We start from the raw sequence: 14,059 nt of genomic DNA, 5'->3' as shown, positions 1-14,059 counted from the left end.
GATCACTTCGTTTTCCGGTGGGTGCCGAGGATCGTCTCCAATTCGGCGATTTCCCGCTCGCTCAATTTCTTCGAGGCGACGAAGTGGGCGAGGAGCGGGCTGAGGGAGCCGTCGAAGATCCGGGCGAGGAACGAATCGGCCTCGGCGGCGCGGCATTCGGCCTCGGTCAGCAGGGGGCGGTAAAGGTAGGCGCGGCCGAGGGCGGCGTTCCGCTCCGCCTTCAGGAGGCGCTTGCGAAAGAGGCGGTTCAGGAGGGTCTTTACCGTCGCCTCCTGCCATCCCTTGCCGGGGAAGAGCGCCTCGTGGACCTGCTGGGCCGTCGCCCCGCCCGTCCGCCAGACGATCTTCATCACTTCCCATTCGGCCTCGGAAATCTTCGGGGTCGCTTTCATTTGTTTTTTCTCCGGTTTGATGACTACAAACGTAATCGCATATGCGATTACATTTGTAAATTTATTTTTCGCGCCGGGGCCTGTCATGGGGACGCCTCCCTCTTTTGGCGACGGCGGAAAAAAATGGATTTGCCGCAAATAACGTTTCGGCGCAGATTCGGGGGGCCATGGCAGCCTGGATCCGTACTTCCGACGACGACCCCCTCTTTCACGTGGGAGGGAAGCCCTTCCGCGTTGCCGAAACCCTCGTCGCCATCTACGTCGGCGCCTGGGTCGCCCTCGCCCTCGCGAAGGCCGCCGGGGTCGGCGACATCTGGGTCCACCTCTTCGCCCTCTCCACCGCCCAGGTTCTCCAGCACGGCTGGGTCTGGCAGCTCGTCACCTATCCCTTCGTCAACGCCCTCGACCCCTGGTTCGTCTTCGTCGCCCTCATCCTCTTCTTCTTCGGCCGCACGCTGGAGCGCGCCGTCGGCCGCCGCTCCTTCCTCGTCCTCTACGCCGGTCTCACCATCGTCCCCGCCCTCCTCCTCTGCGGCGTCGCCTTCCTGACCCATACGCCGAACTTCTACGCCGGGGCGACGAACATCAACCTCGCCTTCTTCATGGCCTTCGCCCTGATCTTCCCCGAGGCCCCGATGTTCTTCTTCGGCATCCCGGCGAAGTGGATGGCGATCGCGTGGACCGCCGTCCTCACCCTCATCTACATCGCGGCCCACGAATGGACCTACCTCATGGTCATGTGGGTCTCGATCGGCGTCGCCTTCGCCGTCCTCCGCTTCCCCTTCCTCGGCGAGTGGCTCCAGGCATTGAAGGAGCGGCAGGAAGAGGCCAGGCTGGCCCGGCAGCGCGCCAAGGCCGCCGCCCTCCAGGCCGAGAAGAAAGCCGCCGAGGAAGTCCGCCACCAGTCGATCGACCAGATCCTCGAAAAGATCTCCAAGACCGGCATGCAAAGCCTGACCCGCGACGAGCGGGCCGTCCTCGAGGAAGCCCGCAAGGAACTCCTCCGCCGCGACGCAGCCAAGTAACCCCGGGCGCGGGGAACGGCCCGCCTTCGGGGCGGCGTTTCCCCGGCTTTCTTCCTCTTTTCGTCCTCTTTGGTCTTTTGGTCCCGTAGCTCAGATGGATAGAGCGGCCCTTTCCTAAAGGGTAGGTCAGCGGTTCGACTCCGCTCGGGACCACCAGTTTATAATATGGTCTTCGGCTTGATTTTAAGCTGATAGAATGGCAGTATAAGCCAGATAACCCACGGACGTTAGATACCATAACAGACCAAGTTGGACGATTTAAAGAGCCAATAAAAGCCACTATGCCGCGAATTTCCGCCATCACCATCCAGAAAGCCGGGGATCGCTTCATTGTTGTGATCCCTCCTCTATTTTCCGAAACCGGCAAGCGAAAGCGCCTTTTCTTCTCTTCGCAAACCAAGGCCAAGGAGGAGGCCAAAGCCCGCAGGGACGCTTTCTTTTCCGGCAAGCGAGCTAATCCCACCACCGACGTGGACGAGGCCGTTCTCCTTCTTGCTAAGGAGCGCGGACTCACTCCACAGCAAATGGCCGATGCGATCCGATCCTATTCCCCCGCCCCTGTCGCCAGCACCTCCACCCTCCGCCAGCGGATCGACGAGTTCATAGACCATCAGCGCGATGTCATGAAGCGGGCCGACCGGACCATCAAGAACCTCCGATGGAAGCTGGGGCCCTTCGCCCGCGCCTCCGGCGGACTCCCCGCGGCACTGGTTCGGCCGGAAGACCTTCTCGCCGTTCTGGAGGCGATTCCCGACATGGAAACCCGCCGGAGCCACTACCTTGGAGCAACGGTCTTTTTCGGATGGCTGACCCGGCGGGGCTTCGTTTCGGTGAATCCCATGCGCGTCCCGGGCCGCCACATCGAGCCCATCGAGGTTCCGTACAAGGCTCCGATCATCTTGACCCTTGAGGAAGAGAAGGCGCTTCTGGATGCCTCCTCCGGCGAAACCCGGGCACTGCTCGCCTTGAAGTGTTTTGCGGGAATACGGTCCATCGAGCTATTTTCCGAATCCTGGGGGAGGCCCCGCCTCCAGTGGGAGGATTTCGATTGGAAAGAGGGAGTCATCCACATTCGCCGAGAGGTGGCAAAGGGAACCCGGAAGAAGGACAATGAGCGCTGGGTTCCGATCAACGATGCGCTGCGGGCCTGGATACCGGCGGCAGATCGAAAGAAGGCCGGGCCGGTTGCCTCGCGGACCCAAAAGTACATCTTCGACGATTTCCGGGCCCTCCTCATCAAGGCGAATGAAAAGCTCGAAAAGAAGCTGCGGGAGTGGCCCGACAACGGCCCCCGCCACTCGTTCGCTTCCTACTTCCTGGCCGCCTATCCCGAACGCGGAGCGGCGGAGCTGGCGCGGATCATGGGGAACTCGGAGACGGTCGCCTTGGGGAGCTACGTGAAGTCGATCAAACGCCAGACCGGGGGGGCGTGGTTCGCGTTGCGGCCTTGATCTGAAGGTGAAGAAGTAGAGAGATGCTTGTCGAGGTTGAACTGACAACCATCGGTTTGCAAAACTGGTGCTCTACCGCCGAGCTAAAGCGGCATTGGAGAGAGTTGCCCGTATGCCTTTTTCCGCGAGGCCTGATAATCGGACGACAGAACGAATTCAACGGCCTTCTGCGGGACGCGAAGCCATTTCGCGAGATCAAGAGTAGTTTGTCCAGCAGCCAGGCGAGCGAGGCATTCGGCATTGAACTGCCACGGGATCATCAGTTCGTAAGCCACGTAAATGGCGTATCTTTCTGACTCGAACGGCTGACTGCCGTCGACCTGCAGTGGCGCTTTGTTGATGAGCTCTTGAACAAGGCGAATCGGATCAGTTGTGAAGCGACTGGGATCGGTGTCGATGATCAGATGGGCCAATTCCTTCGCCATGATGAAGCGACGCCAGCACCCATTATTGATTCCGGGATAGATAACCCGGGCGCGGTCTTTATATCGCAGGAGCATCCCGATGAGGGCCTCCGGAGTCCAGGTGTTCTCCTCGAAATGGATCTTGAAAGCAACACCCACCGATAGGCGTTTTTCGATGGCCTCTCGGACATCCCCCATGATGTTAATGGGGGGCTGAAGGTTCGGAATGCTGGCCAACACCTCAAGGACTGACTGGCAGACTTCGAGGAAGGTGATGGCGGGGTGCGGACTAGACGGCTCCGACATGGGCCGCCTTGGGGGAGAGTGCCTTGTTTGCCTCCTCCAGGAAGCCTTCGACCGTCGTGTTCTCGACGCCGGTAGCGAAGAACTTGATATCAACCAATCCGTTAGCCTTTTCCTTCTCGCACCATTCTAGGAATTGACGAGTGGCGGGACCAACGGGGGCGGAGGTGGTCGTGGTAGCGTTCATTGGTTTTATTGAGCGGTCCTATATATCCGAACCTATCGTGATGTCAACAAATATTTGTCTTCAACCCCTTGATTCAGAGTAACTCATAATCGGCTTAATGCAACACGCTTTACTTACACAGTGTAACGCGCATGCCTGTCATATCATCGGCTTATTCCTGGTACTTCTGTAGCCGAAACTTCAGAGCGTGGGCCTTCTGCCGGGCCGTTCGGCCCTTCCACGCTACAACTTCGTGAACTTCGTTCCAGAGCTTCGGGTCATTGATCTTGCGGATCTGTCGTATGATCTCCCCTAGCTCGGCCTCGGCGCTGGCGCTAGCCCAGGGCTCAGCCCTCTCTCGGGCCTCCTTCGCTAGTTCTGCCAGCATCTCGGCCATGCGGTGATTGCGCGAGCCCCCGGGGGCCTCTGGTTCATCGTACTCGGGAAGATCCTCGGATATCTGAATGCCCTCCTCGCGAAGAGCGCGGAGCGATACGTCCAGGAGCCACCCGGAGAGGTCGAAACCCTGCCTCTGGGCGTTGTGAATAAGTACGGCTTTAAATTCCGTTGAACAGCGGAAGCTAATATTTACGGCCTTCTTCGCGTCTAACGAAGTTAGACGCCGACTCGGTCGACTCCCGTTTGTGGTGCTCATAATATGGATGGAATGAAGATCGTTTCCTTAATGCAGAACGCGTGCCGGTGGAGTATCTACTTCGGCCAGCTACTCGCCTTTTTCCTTGCGTGGGGGCTGTGGCGGGCGCGGCTTCTGGGATGCGATCTTCGCCTTTTTGCTCGCCTCCTGCTCAATCGTTTCCCTGTCTACCTCGCGCTTCAAAAGATTAGCGATGTACTGAGAAAACGATAGCCCCAGGCTTCGCGCCTTCTTCTGCCCCGCATTCTTAAGTGATGGGCTGATAGCTATGTTTTGTCGTACGCGTTTTTCTCCTTCTCCGTCAATAGGTATTTGTCCCATAGCATAAAGATTGCGCAATAATTGCTGTAGACTCAAGTTTTACTTTTTCATTGCGCAAAGGTTGTGTAATGATGGGTGAATGGCAAATCGAAAGACGAATCATCCCAAAGTTCGGACGAACTTAGCGCTAGACCCGGTCCTGAAAAAATCGTCATCCCGGTTGGCGTTTAAACGCGGGATTAGCTTCTCCCGTTATGTGTCCGACCTTCTCGCAAGAGATCTGGAGGCCTCCAAATGACCTCCCCCTCCTCTATTGACCCTGTTTGGGAGGGCATCGCATGGGTGTCCGAATATACCGGACTTCATCCGCGCCGGATTAGGCGCATGGCCTCCCACAAGCCCAAGGCGCTTATCCCTGCCCATCGTCGAGAGGGAATGCGCGATTGGCGCTTCAAGACCTCGGAGATCAAGGTGTGGTGGGCCGCCGCCTATAACGGCGCTGCGCTGCCGAAGGGGGGCGCGTGAACCTCTCCTCCATTCTCAAGGACGCCCATGGGGGCGAGATGACGCAGGCGAATTTCCGCATGCCCCGCACCACGAAAAAGCGGATGGATGCCATCTGCAAGGCGCATGGCGTTTCGGCCTCGCTCGCGATTCGTCGGTTGGTCATGGGTTTCGTCGACAGCTACGACGCCCAGGCCCCGAAGCGGAAAGGAGTGCGCCGTGGCTGATATCTACGCCGCCGTCCACGTCCGCGTCACCTGCAAGCCCGATGACATCGCCGACGTGAAAGCCGCCGAGGCTGCCGTCCTGCGCTTCGTCGAGATCGGTCTCGACCATGTCCGGGACACCCACCCCCTCGTCCTGGACGCCCGAGTGCGCGGCGTGGAGGTCGAAGAGGACCGGTCGGACTTCGACAAGGTCGATCGCCACCCCCAGGGAACTGAGCCGGAGAATCGCCGATGAGCCTCCGCACTGAGTTCTTCTATTCCGGGTATGAGGCGGGCTTCGCGTATGGCGACTCGGGAGCTATTCCCAACGCAGCCATCATCGAGGCGATGTCTCCCGAGAACCGGGAAGATTTCCACGCCGGGTTCCGACAGGGAACCGAGGCGGCCCGCATTGCGGGCGCTGAGGTGGCGAGGGGGATGCGATGAGCCTCCTCCGCTTCTTCCGCAGGAAGGCGTCCGCACCCTCGATGATCGACGTTCGCGGCCTTCGGATTGCCACTCCGCGCCGGGTTCGTCCCGCGCCCAGCGTGAACCTCGACGTGCCGACGTTTCAGCGTCAAGGCAAGTCGGTACAGGCCGCCCGGAGGATCATCGAATGAGCCGCTTCACGAAGGACATCCCGGACATGTGGCCGCCCCTGTGGGGGATGATCGCGGTTCTAGTCATCGCGGGAATCGTCTTCATCACCGCCCTCATCCTCGCGGTCGACTCCGTTATCCGACTTTTTTCCACCCCGTAATTCAGTCCCAAAAAACACCAACCACGCACCAACCATGCTCAAAAATATCGTTAAAAAGAAAATCACCGCGAAGGCCAAGAAGCCCTCCGCGCCCGCCGTCTCCGACAAAACCGTCCTCGTCCTCCGTTCCTGCACGGCGGAGATGCGCGGACCCCACGGAAGCTCCTTCACGTGGCCCAAGGAGGGCCCCGTTGAATGCCCCGACTGGAATGCCGCCGCCCACTGCGGCAACGGCCTTCACGGCTGGCTCTGGGGCCAGGGCAATCTCGGCATGAAGGTCAACGACCCCAAGGCGGTCTGGCTCGTCGTCGAAGTCGCCGAAAAGGACATCGTCGACCTCGACGGAAAGGTGAAGTTCCCTCGCGGCAACGTCATCTATTCCGGGAACTGGTGGCAGGCTTTCGAGATCATCCGTTCCCGCCGCCCCGCGGCGGAAAAATTTGAGAAAATCGCGACCGGCAACTCCGGCCACGCGGCGGCGACCGGCAACTCCGGCCACGCGGCGGCGACCGGCTACTCCGGCCACGCGGCGGCGACCGGCTACTCCGGCCACGCGGCGGCGACCGGCGACTCCGGCCACGCGGCGGCGACCGGCAACTCCGGCCACGCGGCGGCGACCGGCAACTCCGGCCACGCGGCGGCGACCGGCAACTCCGGCCACGCGGCGGCGACCGGCTACTCCGGCCACGCGGCGGCGACCGGCTACTCCGGCCACGCGGCGGCGACCGGCTACTCCGGCCACGCGGCGGCGACCGGCAACTCCGGCCACGCGGCGGCGACCGGCTACTCCGGCCACGCGGCGGCGACCGGCAACTCCGGCCACGCGGCGGCGACCGGCGACTACGGCCACGCGGCGGCGACCGGCTACTACGGCCACGCGGCGGCGACCGGCAACTACGGCCACGCGGCGGCGACCGGCGACTACGGCCACGCGGCGGCGACCGGCTACTACGGCCACGCGGCGGCGACCGGCAACTACGGGATTGCTGTTGCGCTCGGAAAAAATGGGCGGGCTAAAGCCGGGAAGGACGGCCTCGTCGTTCTCCGCTACCAGGACGACACCGCGGATCGCCCTCGGGTGGTGGTCGGTTATGTCGGCGAGGACGGCGTGAAGGCTGACACGTGGTACGTCGTCCGGGACGGCAAGCTCTCGGAGGTCAAGTAATGAAGCACATCCAAGGGGATCTCCTCGCCATTGAGCGCGGCATTCTTGTTCATCAAGTGAACTGCATCGGAGCCATGGGCGGCCTCGCGGGTCAGGTCCGTGAGAAGTGGCCCTTGCTGGGTCGTGAGTACCGAGGCCTCTGCGCGGCGGACAAGCTGCGCCCGGGTATGGTTACGTTCTTCCGGGCTGCCCCGGAACTCATCATCGCCAACTTGGCGGGCCAGTTGGGCGTCGGTCGCGCAGCCACCGATTACGACGCCTACGAGGTGGCTCTCCCGGCCATTAAATCAATGTCCGCCGTTACGGGCCTTCCGATCTTCTTCCCCCACAAAATCGGTTGCGGCTTGGGCGGCGGGGATTGGGACCGGATGTTTTTGATCCTGAAGAACCACTGCCCGGACGCGACGCTCGTTGAGTTCCTTCCCGACCTGGAGGAGATCGAAGCGTGAAGCCTGCTGAACCTCCTAAACCCCACCTCTACGTCCTTCGCCGTCGCAGAAAGCTCTTCACCACCCGCCGGAAATTCTGGCGGACGATGAAATCGAACTAACCCCACTCCATACCTTTATGTCCGAAACCACTCCCACTGAATCCAATCAAGCGCTCATTACCAAGCCCGCTGTCTCCCGCGAAATCCGCGTCGTCCATGACGACGGCCCGAATGCCTTCCTTCTCGACACCGCCCGATACGAGCACATCTGGCGAATCGCCACGTCGATGGCGGCCGCGTCGCTCATCCCCAAGCACCTCAAAGGAAACACGGCGGAGCAGGCCCGGGCGAACTGCTTCCTCGTCGTCAACCAGGCCCTCCGGTGGGGCATGGACCCTTTCGCAGTAGCGCCGGAAACGTACGAGGTTGGAGGCAAGCTTGCCTTCCAAGGGAAGCTCGTCGCCGCAGTCATCAACGCCCGGGCGGGATTGGCGAAGCGCCTTTGCTACGCCTTCACCGGCAAGGGGGATGCCATGACGATCACCGTCTCCGGCACGCTGCTGGGCGAGTCCGAGCCTCGAACCATCACCCTGTCCGTCGGCGACGCGAAGACGGAAAACAAGATGTGGAAGAACGATCCCGAGCAGAAGCTCGTCTACTCCGGGGCTTTGAAATGGGCTCGCCGCCACGCGCCGGAGATCATCCTTGGTGTCTATTCCGAGGACGACGTGGATCGCATCCAGGAGGAACGCGCCGTTCCTTCGCGCTCCTTCGCTGAGGCGATCTCGGTCGGTAGTGAGATTCAGCCTCGCGAGATCAGAGTTTGCGAGGACGGCGTGAGCAAGACAGCCAAGGTCATGATGACCGAGCCTGTCCCGGAAGAGGAACCCCGGCGCGGACGGTCGGCGCCCCGTCCCGTCCCGGCTGATCCTGCTGACGATGTACCGATGGGGGACGCGCCTGCTTCCGCCACTCATCTCCAATCGCTTCTGGAAGAGGCTGCGAAGTGGGGAAAGGCCGAGATGGTGGAACAAGCCGAAGTCCTCGCCGCCGCCTCGACGCGCTGGTCGGGATTCAAGGGCTATAAGCGGTACGCCGATCTCCCGGTCGACCTCCAGACGGACCTTAAGCGGGGCTTCGAGATCCTCATGACCGAGGGGGGGAAGTAATGAATCCCGGAATTTACTACGGGCTCCCCGCCGACGAGTACCACGCCGCTCCCGGCGTCTCGGCCTCGATGCTCAAGGCTATGCGTCGCTCTCCCGCCCACATGCGGGCCGAGATGGCGAACCGGAAGGAAACGGAGGCGATGCGTTTCGGAACGCTCCTCCACCTCCGCCTCCTGGAGCCGGAACGGTACAAGGCCGAATGCGTTATCATTCCCCCCGACGCGCCGGATCGCCCCACCAAGGCACAGCTCGCCGCCGCCAAGCCCGCGCCGAAGACGGTCGAGCAAATCGCGTGGTGGGCGAAGTTCGACGCCGAGACGGTCGGGAAGACGGTTATCGACCAGGAGGAAGCCTTCACGATCGAGCGCATCGCCCGGAACGTCTTCGCCCATCCCATCGCCCGCGAGCTATTGACCGGAGAGGGACAGAACGAGGTATCCATCTTCGCCGTCGATCCCGTGACCGGACTGCCTCTCCGGTGCCGCGTGGACCGGATTAAAGGCCGGGTTTTCGTGGACATCAAGAAGACCGTCAACGCCGCGGATTGGGAGTTCTCGAAGACCGTCGCCGACATGGGGTATCACCTCCAGGGGGCCCTCTACCTCCGCGTGGGTGCGTTGGCCCAGCTCGCCCCGGAATACTTCGTCCTCATCGCCATCGAGCCGCTTCCTCCCTATGCCGTGAACTGCTTCGCGTTGGGCGTGAAATCCCTCAGCCGGGGCGATGAGGAATGCGCTGCGCTCCTCGCCCAATACAAGGAGTGCGAGGCGTCCGGGATCTGGCCCGCCTACAAGCAGACGCTCCGCACCTTGGAAATCCCCCGGTACGCGCTCATGCGCCCCGAGGACGCCGAGGTTGTGTTCGATCCCGCGGAGTCCACCGCCGACGAGGAAGGAGTCGCATGAACTCCCCCATGACCCAAGAGGAGGCGACCGGGCTTCAGACCATCTTCAAGACGCAGTCCCTCCGTGCCTCATGCGTGGCGATTGCAGTCGCCGCCAAGGCGGGGGAGTTCTGGCCGGATGAGGTTGACCTCTCACTCCCGAAGGCGGACCGCAACTGCATCGGCAACGCGTACAAGCTCATGAAAGACACGTTGGGCGTTATCGCCCTGGCGGAGCCCCACGTCGTTCGCCGATCGAAGAGCGGGCCGAGTCGAGGCCACCTCATCCGCAAGTACCGAACCGTTGATTTCCGCCTGGCCCGGACGATTGCCCGCCTCGCGCCGTCGGACCAGCTCGACCTCATTTCCAACTAACCATCACTCCATCCAAACATGTTTTTCAAACCCAAAACCAAGAAGGCCCTCGAGGCTGAAATCGCAAAATTGCAGGCCATCTATAACGAGGTGGATCGCCGCGGAGGCGGGGCGGTCTACTTCTCCGAACAGGTGAAACGCGCCGGGCGCATTGCCGAACTCAAGTCCCACCTCAACCACGCCATCCTGTGAGCAGCGCACTCGAAAAACAGTTCCTATTCCGCTGGAAGCTGGCCGGAGGGCCGAAGCTGACGCCAGAGCATCAGTTCCATGGTGCGCGGTTGTGGCGCTTCGACTTCGCCTTGCCGGAGATGAAGATCGCCTTTGAGATCGAGGGGGGGATCTGGGTTAAGGGCCGTCATGTGCGGGGCTCCGGCATGGTGGAGGACTGTCACAAATATTTGGCCGCCGCCTTGCTTGGCTGGCAGGTGATCCGCCTCGTTGAGCCTCAACTCAATCTCGATACGGTCCGGGACATCGTCGCGTACGTCAAGGGAAGGGGGAGGGCGTGAGCGAGTTCATTGCGGAACGCGGCCCGCACAAGGCCCGGGATGTGGCGCGGGATCTATCGTCGGGCGGAATCCCGCGTTTCTGGACCGATAGTGAGACGATGGCGAACCAGATCTGCGACCGGCTCCGAGAGTCGGGATTCACTGGAAAACGCCGCTGGGACAAGCACGCCCTGGCCTTCGTGGTGACGTGCGAGGGGAAAAGAGAGGTGGCGTTGTGATCTTCCTCCTCTTGATCATCCTGGGGGTGCGGTGAATGCACGCGCCTACTACAACGAGGTCGACCCCTACGTCGCGCAGTACCTCCGCAACCTCATCGGAGCAGGGCTTATTGCCCTGGAGATGTCGACGAACGAAGCATCGTCGACGTTCGGCCAGACGATCTCCGAAACTACACTCAATGCCATTTCTTCGCCGGAGAAGGCGTCTGGAGTGGAGCCCTGCGTCGCGCCGGATGGCCTGACGACCGCCCCGTCTGGACCGGCTCTTGCCCCTGCCAGCCGTTCTCGGACGCTGGCAAGGGAAAGGGTTCGACGACGAAAGACATCTTTGGCCCGCCTTCTTCGCCCTTATCGCCGAGCGCCGCCCTGTCGTTTGCTTTGGCGAGCAGGTTGCGAGTAAGGACGCTCTCGCTTGGCTCGACGTTGTACAATCTGACCTGGAAGCTACGGACTACGCCGTCGGGACGACTGATTTTTGCTCTGCGAGCGTCGGCGCTCCGCACATCCGACAGCGCCTCTACTGGGTGGCCGACGCCGGACGCCTCGATAGCTCAGGACGGGGAGAGCTTCGAGACGTGGGAAGCCCGACGCTTGGCGACCAAGGAGCGGGTGGGGAACGGGAACGGCTTCGGGATGCCGCTGACGATTGCGGCCTTGCCCTCGGCTTGGCCGACACCTCAAGCCCACGACACCAACGGGCGATCCAAGACGCAGAAGGAGAAGCACGGAACGAAGCACGGATGTTCCTGTCTGGTTCGGAGTGCGGACCTCGCGGGGTGGCCCACACCGAACACGACGAACCAACGGGAAAGGGGGAAGATCCGGGGGCGAAGGAACGCAGAGGATTGAACCCCGGATTAAATCCTGCGGACGCGGCGGCTCTGGCGGGATGGGCGACGCCAGTGGCGAGCACAATCGCAAGTCCTCACGGGCGATGACGCGAGCACAAACAACGGGCGTCGGAGTGGGGGAGGACAGAGCTCGCCTCCGGGGCTGGAGCAGGAAGCGGAACTGGCGGCTGGGATCATCGCGGAGGATGTGAGGCAGTCCGGCTTGCCGGAGACATGGGCCGAAGTGGAGCGGCCCGGCCCGGTTAATGGCTTCTGGGGAGCTTCTGATTGGCTTCCGATGCCGGGATGAGCGGTGGCGGCCAGTTGACCCGGCACATTCCCGTTGGCTCATGGGGCTCCCGCCCGAGTGGGACGCCTGCGCACCCACGGAAACGCGATCAACCTTATCCAAGCGTCGGAGTTCATCTCTGCCTACCGGTTCGTCCGAGGGGAGATCGTCTAGCCATTCACCTAAAAATCTATGATCCCATCCATTCCATTGATTTGGAAATCACTAAAACGGCAAACGAGATCCACGGCCTGAAGGCTGATCTCGAGCGAAAGACCAACTACATCGGCCGACTCAACAGGGCGAAGGCCGCGCTCTCCGATCTCGATGAGGAGGGGGGCGTGCCTAAAAACACCCGCCGCCGCTCCTGCGAAGGCGAAGACCGCTCGTCAGGAGAATGCTGCCCTCGATTCGTCCCTTATCCGCGACAAGATCCTTGAGGTGCTTCTGGAAACGGGAACACCCATGCGCAGCGTCGATATTGCAGAGCACCTGCACGTCGTACTAACGCACGATCAGCGCGGCGGACTCGATCTGCGAGGGTTCAAGAGTCGGATTTCGTCGTTGCTCTACAAGCTCGGCCACCACGGAATCGATAAGGACATTGTTGCGACGGGCCGATCGTGGACGTTATGGCCTGGCTGAGTGGAAGGGGAAGGGGGCGTTGTGAAGATCGGCACGAAAAGCATCCTGTTCGGGGTTCACGCCTTCTGGTTGCACCCCATCTTGATCGCTATCGGGTGGTGGCGGCTGTACGGATTCCCGCTCGACCTCCGGCTTTGGGTGGCGTTCTTCGTTCACGACCTAGGCTATTTCGGGAAGCCGAACATGGACGGTCCGGAGGGGGAGATCCATCCCGAGTTCGGTGCCGCCATCATGCGGAGGCTCTTCGGCGACGAGTGGGGCGACTTCTGCCTCCTCCACTCCCGCTACTACGCCAAGCGCGTCGGGCGGCCCGTCTCGGCCCTCTGCACGCGACAAGATGGTGATTATCCTCGAACCCTCGTGGCTCTACATCCCGAGGTGTTGGCTCTCCGGGGAGCTTCAGGAGTTCATTGACGTCGCCCGCCGGCGGTCGGCGACGAGAACCGGCCCGAGCGACAACCTGAGCGACGCCGAGCGCGAAGGCCTGGGTTCGGGGAATCCCTGGCGGTGGCATCGCGCCCTCAAATCCTACATGCGCCGATGGATCGCCGCCCAAAGGACGGCGCGACGGATACCTGGACGCGGGTCCGCAACGTCGAGCAGGAGCACATCAATGGCCGGTGACTGGATCAAGTGGACCAAGGGGCTCACCCGGAAGAGCGAGGTGCTCCGCATCGCCGCCGCCTTGAACATGGAGCCTGCCCAGGTCGCCGGGCATCTCATGGAGTTTTGGGAATGGTGCGACAACAACGCCGAGGTCGGCGACGACGGTGACGCTCTTGTAACGCTCGGAGCGTTACAGCATGTAACGGTCGACCGCATCGTTCACGTAACGGGCTTCGCCGACGCACTCCTATCGGTTGGGTGGATGATCTCGGAAAAAGGCATCCTCCGGCTCTCGAACTTCGGCCGCCATAATGGGCAAACCGCTAAGACACGGGCACTTGGGAAGAATCGGGTGGACCGGTCTCGTAACGGTGAGAGCGTTACATCTGTAACGGTAAAAGCGTTACCAGAGAAGAGAAGTAAAGAGAAGAGTACTAATACCCCCCAACCCCCGCAAGCGGGGAGAAGGTGGAGCTTCCTTTTTCGTCGGCTCGCTTCGCGGCGGCGTGGGGGGACTGGCGGAAGCACCGGACCCAGATCCGCAAGCCGCTCCGTCCGCTTCAGGAGCAGAAGCAGCTCGAGGAGATGACGGCCCTCGGCGAGGTCGAAGCCATCCGCCGCATCGAGCAGAGTATCCGGCAGGGCTGGCAGGGTCTCTTCGAGATCAAGGACGCCCAGGGGATGCCCGTCGCGCCCCGACCGGTCGAGAAGCCCGCCAAGCCGGTCCCGGACTGGGTGGTCGAACTCGACGCGTGCCGGGGATCATACAGCGAGAGGCTTTACGCCAAGGTGGCCGATCCGGCGGCGGAC

General features: G+C 61.8%; 21 protein-coding genes, 1 tRNA gene and 3 pseudogenes. 21 read left to right on the top strand and 4 right to left on the bottom strand.

Features of this window, described 5'->3' with window-relative positions:
* Positions 1–2: 2 nt before the first annotated feature.
* A complete protein-coding gene (locus BLU04_RS00115) occupies positions 3–392 on the bottom strand; it encodes a BlaI/MecI/CopY family transcriptional regulator (RefSeq protein WP_093280670.1) in 390 nt (129 codons plus the stop codon).
* A gap of 167 nt (positions 393–559) precedes the next feature.
* Here BLU04_RS00115 and BLU04_RS00110 point away from each other — a divergent pair, with 167 nt between their 5' ends.
* From BLU04_RS00110 to BLU04_RS00100, 3 genes are all read left to right on the top strand, one after another.
* Positions 560–1,417 (top strand): rhomboid family intramembrane serine protease, encoded by an 858-nt coding sequence (locus BLU04_RS00110; protein ID WP_093280667.1) that lies wholly within the window; start codon positions 560–562, stop codon positions 1,415–1,417.
* A gap of 79 nt (positions 1,418–1,496) precedes the next feature.
* Positions 1,497–1,573, top strand: a tRNA-Arg gene (locus BLU04_RS00105).
* 314 nt (positions 1,574–1,887) lie between these two features.
* Positions 1,888–2,868, top strand: coding sequence for a hypothetical protein (locus BLU04_RS00100; protein ID WP_157894988.1), 981 nt, complete (start codon positions 1,888–1,890; stop codon positions 2,866–2,868).
* Between the two features lie 83 nt (positions 2,869–2,951).
* Here the strand turns inward: BLU04_RS00100 and BLU04_RS00090 are convergent, their stop codons facing one another.
* From BLU04_RS00090 to BLU04_RS00085, 3 genes are all read right to left on the bottom strand, one after another.
* Positions 2,952–3,578, bottom strand: a complete 627-nt coding sequence (locus BLU04_RS00090; protein WP_093280661.1) for an ImmA/IrrE family metallo-endopeptidase — start codon at positions 3,576–3,578, stop codon at positions 2,952–2,954.
* Positions 3,562–3,762 (bottom strand): hypothetical protein, encoded by a 201-nt coding sequence (locus BLU04_RS16160; protein WP_157894987.1) that lies wholly within the window; start codon positions 3,760–3,762, stop codon positions 3,562–3,564. The genes BLU04_RS00090 and BLU04_RS16160 overlap by 17 nt, the downstream gene beginning before the upstream one ends.
* Before the next feature lie 151 nt (positions 3,763–3,913).
* Positions 3,914–4,396, bottom strand: coding sequence for a hypothetical protein (locus BLU04_RS00085; RefSeq protein ID WP_093280658.1), 483 nt, complete (start codon positions 4,394–4,396; stop codon positions 3,914–3,916).
* A gap of 782 nt (positions 4,397–5,178) precedes the next feature.
* Here BLU04_RS00085 and BLU04_RS00075 point away from each other — a divergent pair.
* The 18 genes and pseudogenes from BLU04_RS00075 to BLU04_RS00005 all read left to right on the top strand — a co-directional run.
* Entirely contained in the window at positions 5,179–5,388 is a 210-nt protein-coding gene (locus BLU04_RS00075; protein ID WP_093280650.1) for a hypothetical protein, read from the top strand.
* On the top strand, positions 5,381–5,623 hold the full coding sequence (locus BLU04_RS00070) for a hypothetical protein (RefSeq protein ID WP_093280647.1): 243 nt from the start codon (positions 5,381–5,383) through the stop codon (positions 5,621–5,623). Before BLU04_RS00075 ends, BLU04_RS00070 begins: the two co-directional genes overlap by 8 nt.
* Positions 5,620–5,814: a hypothetical protein gene (locus BLU04_RS00065; protein ID WP_093280646.1), complete on the top strand. Its 195-nt coding sequence runs from the start codon at positions 5,620–5,622 to the stop codon at positions 5,812–5,814. Before BLU04_RS00070 ends, BLU04_RS00065 begins: the two co-directional genes overlap by 4 nt.
* Positions 5,811–5,987 carry a hypothetical protein gene (locus BLU04_RS16155; RefSeq protein ID WP_157894986.1) on the top strand — a complete coding sequence of 59 codons (177 nt, stop codon included), beginning with the start codon at positions 5,811–5,813 and terminating at the stop codon, positions 5,985–5,987. The genes BLU04_RS00065 and BLU04_RS16155 overlap by 4 nt, the downstream gene beginning before the upstream one ends.
* The gene (locus BLU04_RS16150; RefSeq protein WP_157894985.1) at positions 5,984–6,127 is read left to right on the top strand and encodes a hypothetical protein; all 144 of its coding nucleotides are present in this window, start codon (positions 5,984–5,986) and stop codon (positions 6,125–6,127) included. The genes BLU04_RS16155 and BLU04_RS16150 overlap by 4 nt, the downstream gene beginning before the upstream one ends.
* A gap of 34 nt (positions 6,128–6,161) precedes the next feature.
* Complete coding sequence (locus BLU04_RS00060) at positions 6,162–7,292, top strand: hypothetical protein (RefSeq protein WP_093280631.1); 1,131 nt, start codon at positions 6,162–6,164, stop codon at positions 7,290–7,292.
* Positions 7,292–7,741 carry a hypothetical protein gene (locus tag BLU04_RS00055; protein WP_093280629.1) on the top strand — a complete coding sequence of 150 codons (450 nt, stop codon included), beginning with the start codon at positions 7,292–7,294 and terminating at the stop codon, positions 7,739–7,741. The genes BLU04_RS00060 and BLU04_RS00055 overlap by 1 nt, the downstream gene beginning before the upstream one ends.
* A 118-nt stretch (positions 7,742–7,859) precedes the next feature.
* Complete coding sequence (locus BLU04_RS00050; RefSeq protein WP_093280628.1) at positions 7,860–8,891, top strand: hypothetical protein; 1,032 nt, start codon at positions 7,860–7,862, stop codon at positions 8,889–8,891.
* Complete coding sequence (locus BLU04_RS00045; RefSeq protein ID WP_093280622.1) at positions 8,891–9,796, top strand: PD-(D/E)XK nuclease-like domain-containing protein; 906 nt, start codon at positions 8,891–8,893, stop codon at positions 9,794–9,796. The genes BLU04_RS00050 and BLU04_RS00045 overlap by 1 nt, the downstream gene beginning before the upstream one ends.
* A complete protein-coding gene (locus BLU04_RS00040) occupies positions 9,793–10,149 on the top strand; it encodes a hypothetical protein (RefSeq protein ID WP_093280620.1) in 357 nt (118 codons plus the stop codon). Before BLU04_RS00045 ends, BLU04_RS00040 begins: the two co-directional genes overlap by 4 nt.
* Before the next feature lie 18 nt (positions 10,150–10,167).
* Positions 10,168–10,341, top strand: a complete 174-nt coding sequence (locus BLU04_RS16145) for a hypothetical protein (RefSeq protein ID WP_157894984.1) — start codon at positions 10,168–10,170, stop codon at positions 10,339–10,341.
* A complete protein-coding gene (locus BLU04_RS00035; RefSeq protein ID WP_093280618.1) occupies positions 10,338–10,661 on the top strand; it encodes a hypothetical protein in 324 nt (107 codons plus the stop codon). Before BLU04_RS16145 ends, BLU04_RS00035 begins: the two co-directional genes overlap by 4 nt.
* Complete coding sequence (locus tag BLU04_RS00030) at positions 10,658–10,879, top strand: hypothetical protein (RefSeq protein ID WP_093280616.1); 222 nt, start codon at positions 10,658–10,660, stop codon at positions 10,877–10,879. The genes BLU04_RS00035 and BLU04_RS00030 overlap by 4 nt, the downstream gene beginning before the upstream one ends.
* Before the next feature lie 31 nt (positions 10,880–10,910).
* A pseudogene (locus BLU04_RS17200) lies at positions 10,911–11,415 on the top strand (DNA cytosine methyltransferase); the annotation flags it as partial.
* 544 nt (positions 11,416–11,959) lie between these two features.
* Positions 11,960–12,172, top strand: a pseudogene (locus BLU04_RS17195) (DNA cytosine methyltransferase); the annotation flags it as partial.
* 41 nt (positions 12,173–12,213) lie between these two features.
* Positions 12,214–12,438 (top strand): hypothetical protein, encoded by a 225-nt coding sequence (locus BLU04_RS16140; RefSeq protein ID WP_157894983.1) that lies wholly within the window; start codon positions 12,214–12,216, stop codon positions 12,436–12,438.
* 286 nt (positions 12,439–12,724) lie between these two features.
* A complete protein-coding gene (locus tag BLU04_RS00010) occupies positions 12,725–13,057 on the top strand; it encodes a hypothetical protein (RefSeq protein ID WP_157894982.1) in 333 nt (110 codons plus the stop codon).
* 660 nt (positions 13,058–13,717) lie between these two features.
* Positions 13,718–14,059 (top strand): annotated as a pseudogene (locus BLU04_RS00005) (hypothetical protein); the annotation flags it as partial.

Source organism: Verrucomicrobium sp. GAS474 (assembly GCF_900105685.1).
Classification (GTDB): domain Bacteria; phylum Verrucomicrobiota; class Verrucomicrobiia; order Methylacidiphilales; family GAS474; genus GAS474.
Note: the sequence above shows the minus strand (reverse complement) of the source record. Positions and strands in the feature narration are given on the sequence as shown.

Coding starts and splice junctions, on each gene's coding strand:
- BLU04_RS00085 (WP_093280658.1), bottom strand. CDS start 4,396: ATGAGCACCACAAACGGGAGTCGACCGAGTCGGCGTCTAACTTCGTTA.
- BLU04_RS00040 (WP_093280620.1), top strand. CDS start 9,793: ATGAACTCCCCCATGACCCAAGAGGAGGCGACCGGGCTTCAGACCATC.
- BLU04_RS00045 (WP_093280622.1), top strand. CDS start 8,891: ATGAATCCCGGAATTTACTACGGGCTCCCCGCCGACGAGTACCACGCC.
- BLU04_RS16150 (WP_157894985.1), top strand. CDS start 5,984: ATGAGCCGCTTCACGAAGGACATCCCGGACATGTGGCCGCCCCTGTGG.
- BLU04_RS00050 (WP_093280628.1), top strand. CDS start 7,860: ATGTCCGAAACCACTCCCACTGAATCCAATCAAGCGCTCATTACCAAG.
- BLU04_RS16160 (WP_157894987.1), bottom strand. CDS start 3,762: ATGAACGCTACCACGACCACCTCCGCCCCCGTTGGTCCCGCCACTCGT.
- BLU04_RS00060 (WP_093280631.1), top strand. CDS start 6,162: ATGCTCAAAAATATCGTTAAAAAGAAAATCACCGCGAAGGCCAAGAAG.
- BLU04_RS16145 (WP_157894984.1), top strand. CDS start 10,168: ATGTTTTTCAAACCCAAAACCAAGAAGGCCCTCGAGGCTGAAATCGCA.
- BLU04_RS00055 (WP_093280629.1), top strand. CDS start 7,292: ATGAAGCACATCCAAGGGGATCTCCTCGCCATTGAGCGCGGCATTCTT.
- BLU04_RS00065 (WP_093280646.1), top strand. CDS start 5,620: ATGAGCCTCCGCACTGAGTTCTTCTATTCCGGGTATGAGGCGGGCTTC.
- BLU04_RS16155 (WP_157894986.1), top strand. CDS start 5,811: ATGAGCCTCCTCCGCTTCTTCCGCAGGAAGGCGTCCGCACCCTCGATG.
- BLU04_RS00090 (WP_093280661.1), bottom strand. CDS start 3,578: ATGTCGGAGCCGTCTAGTCCGCACCCCGCCATCACCTTCCTCGAAGTC.
- BLU04_RS00110 (WP_093280667.1), top strand. CDS start 560: ATGGCAGCCTGGATCCGTACTTCCGACGACGACCCCCTCTTTCACGTG.
- BLU04_RS00115 (WP_093280670.1), bottom strand. CDS start 392: ATGAAAGCGACCCCGAAGATTTCCGAGGCCGAATGGGAAGTGATGAAG.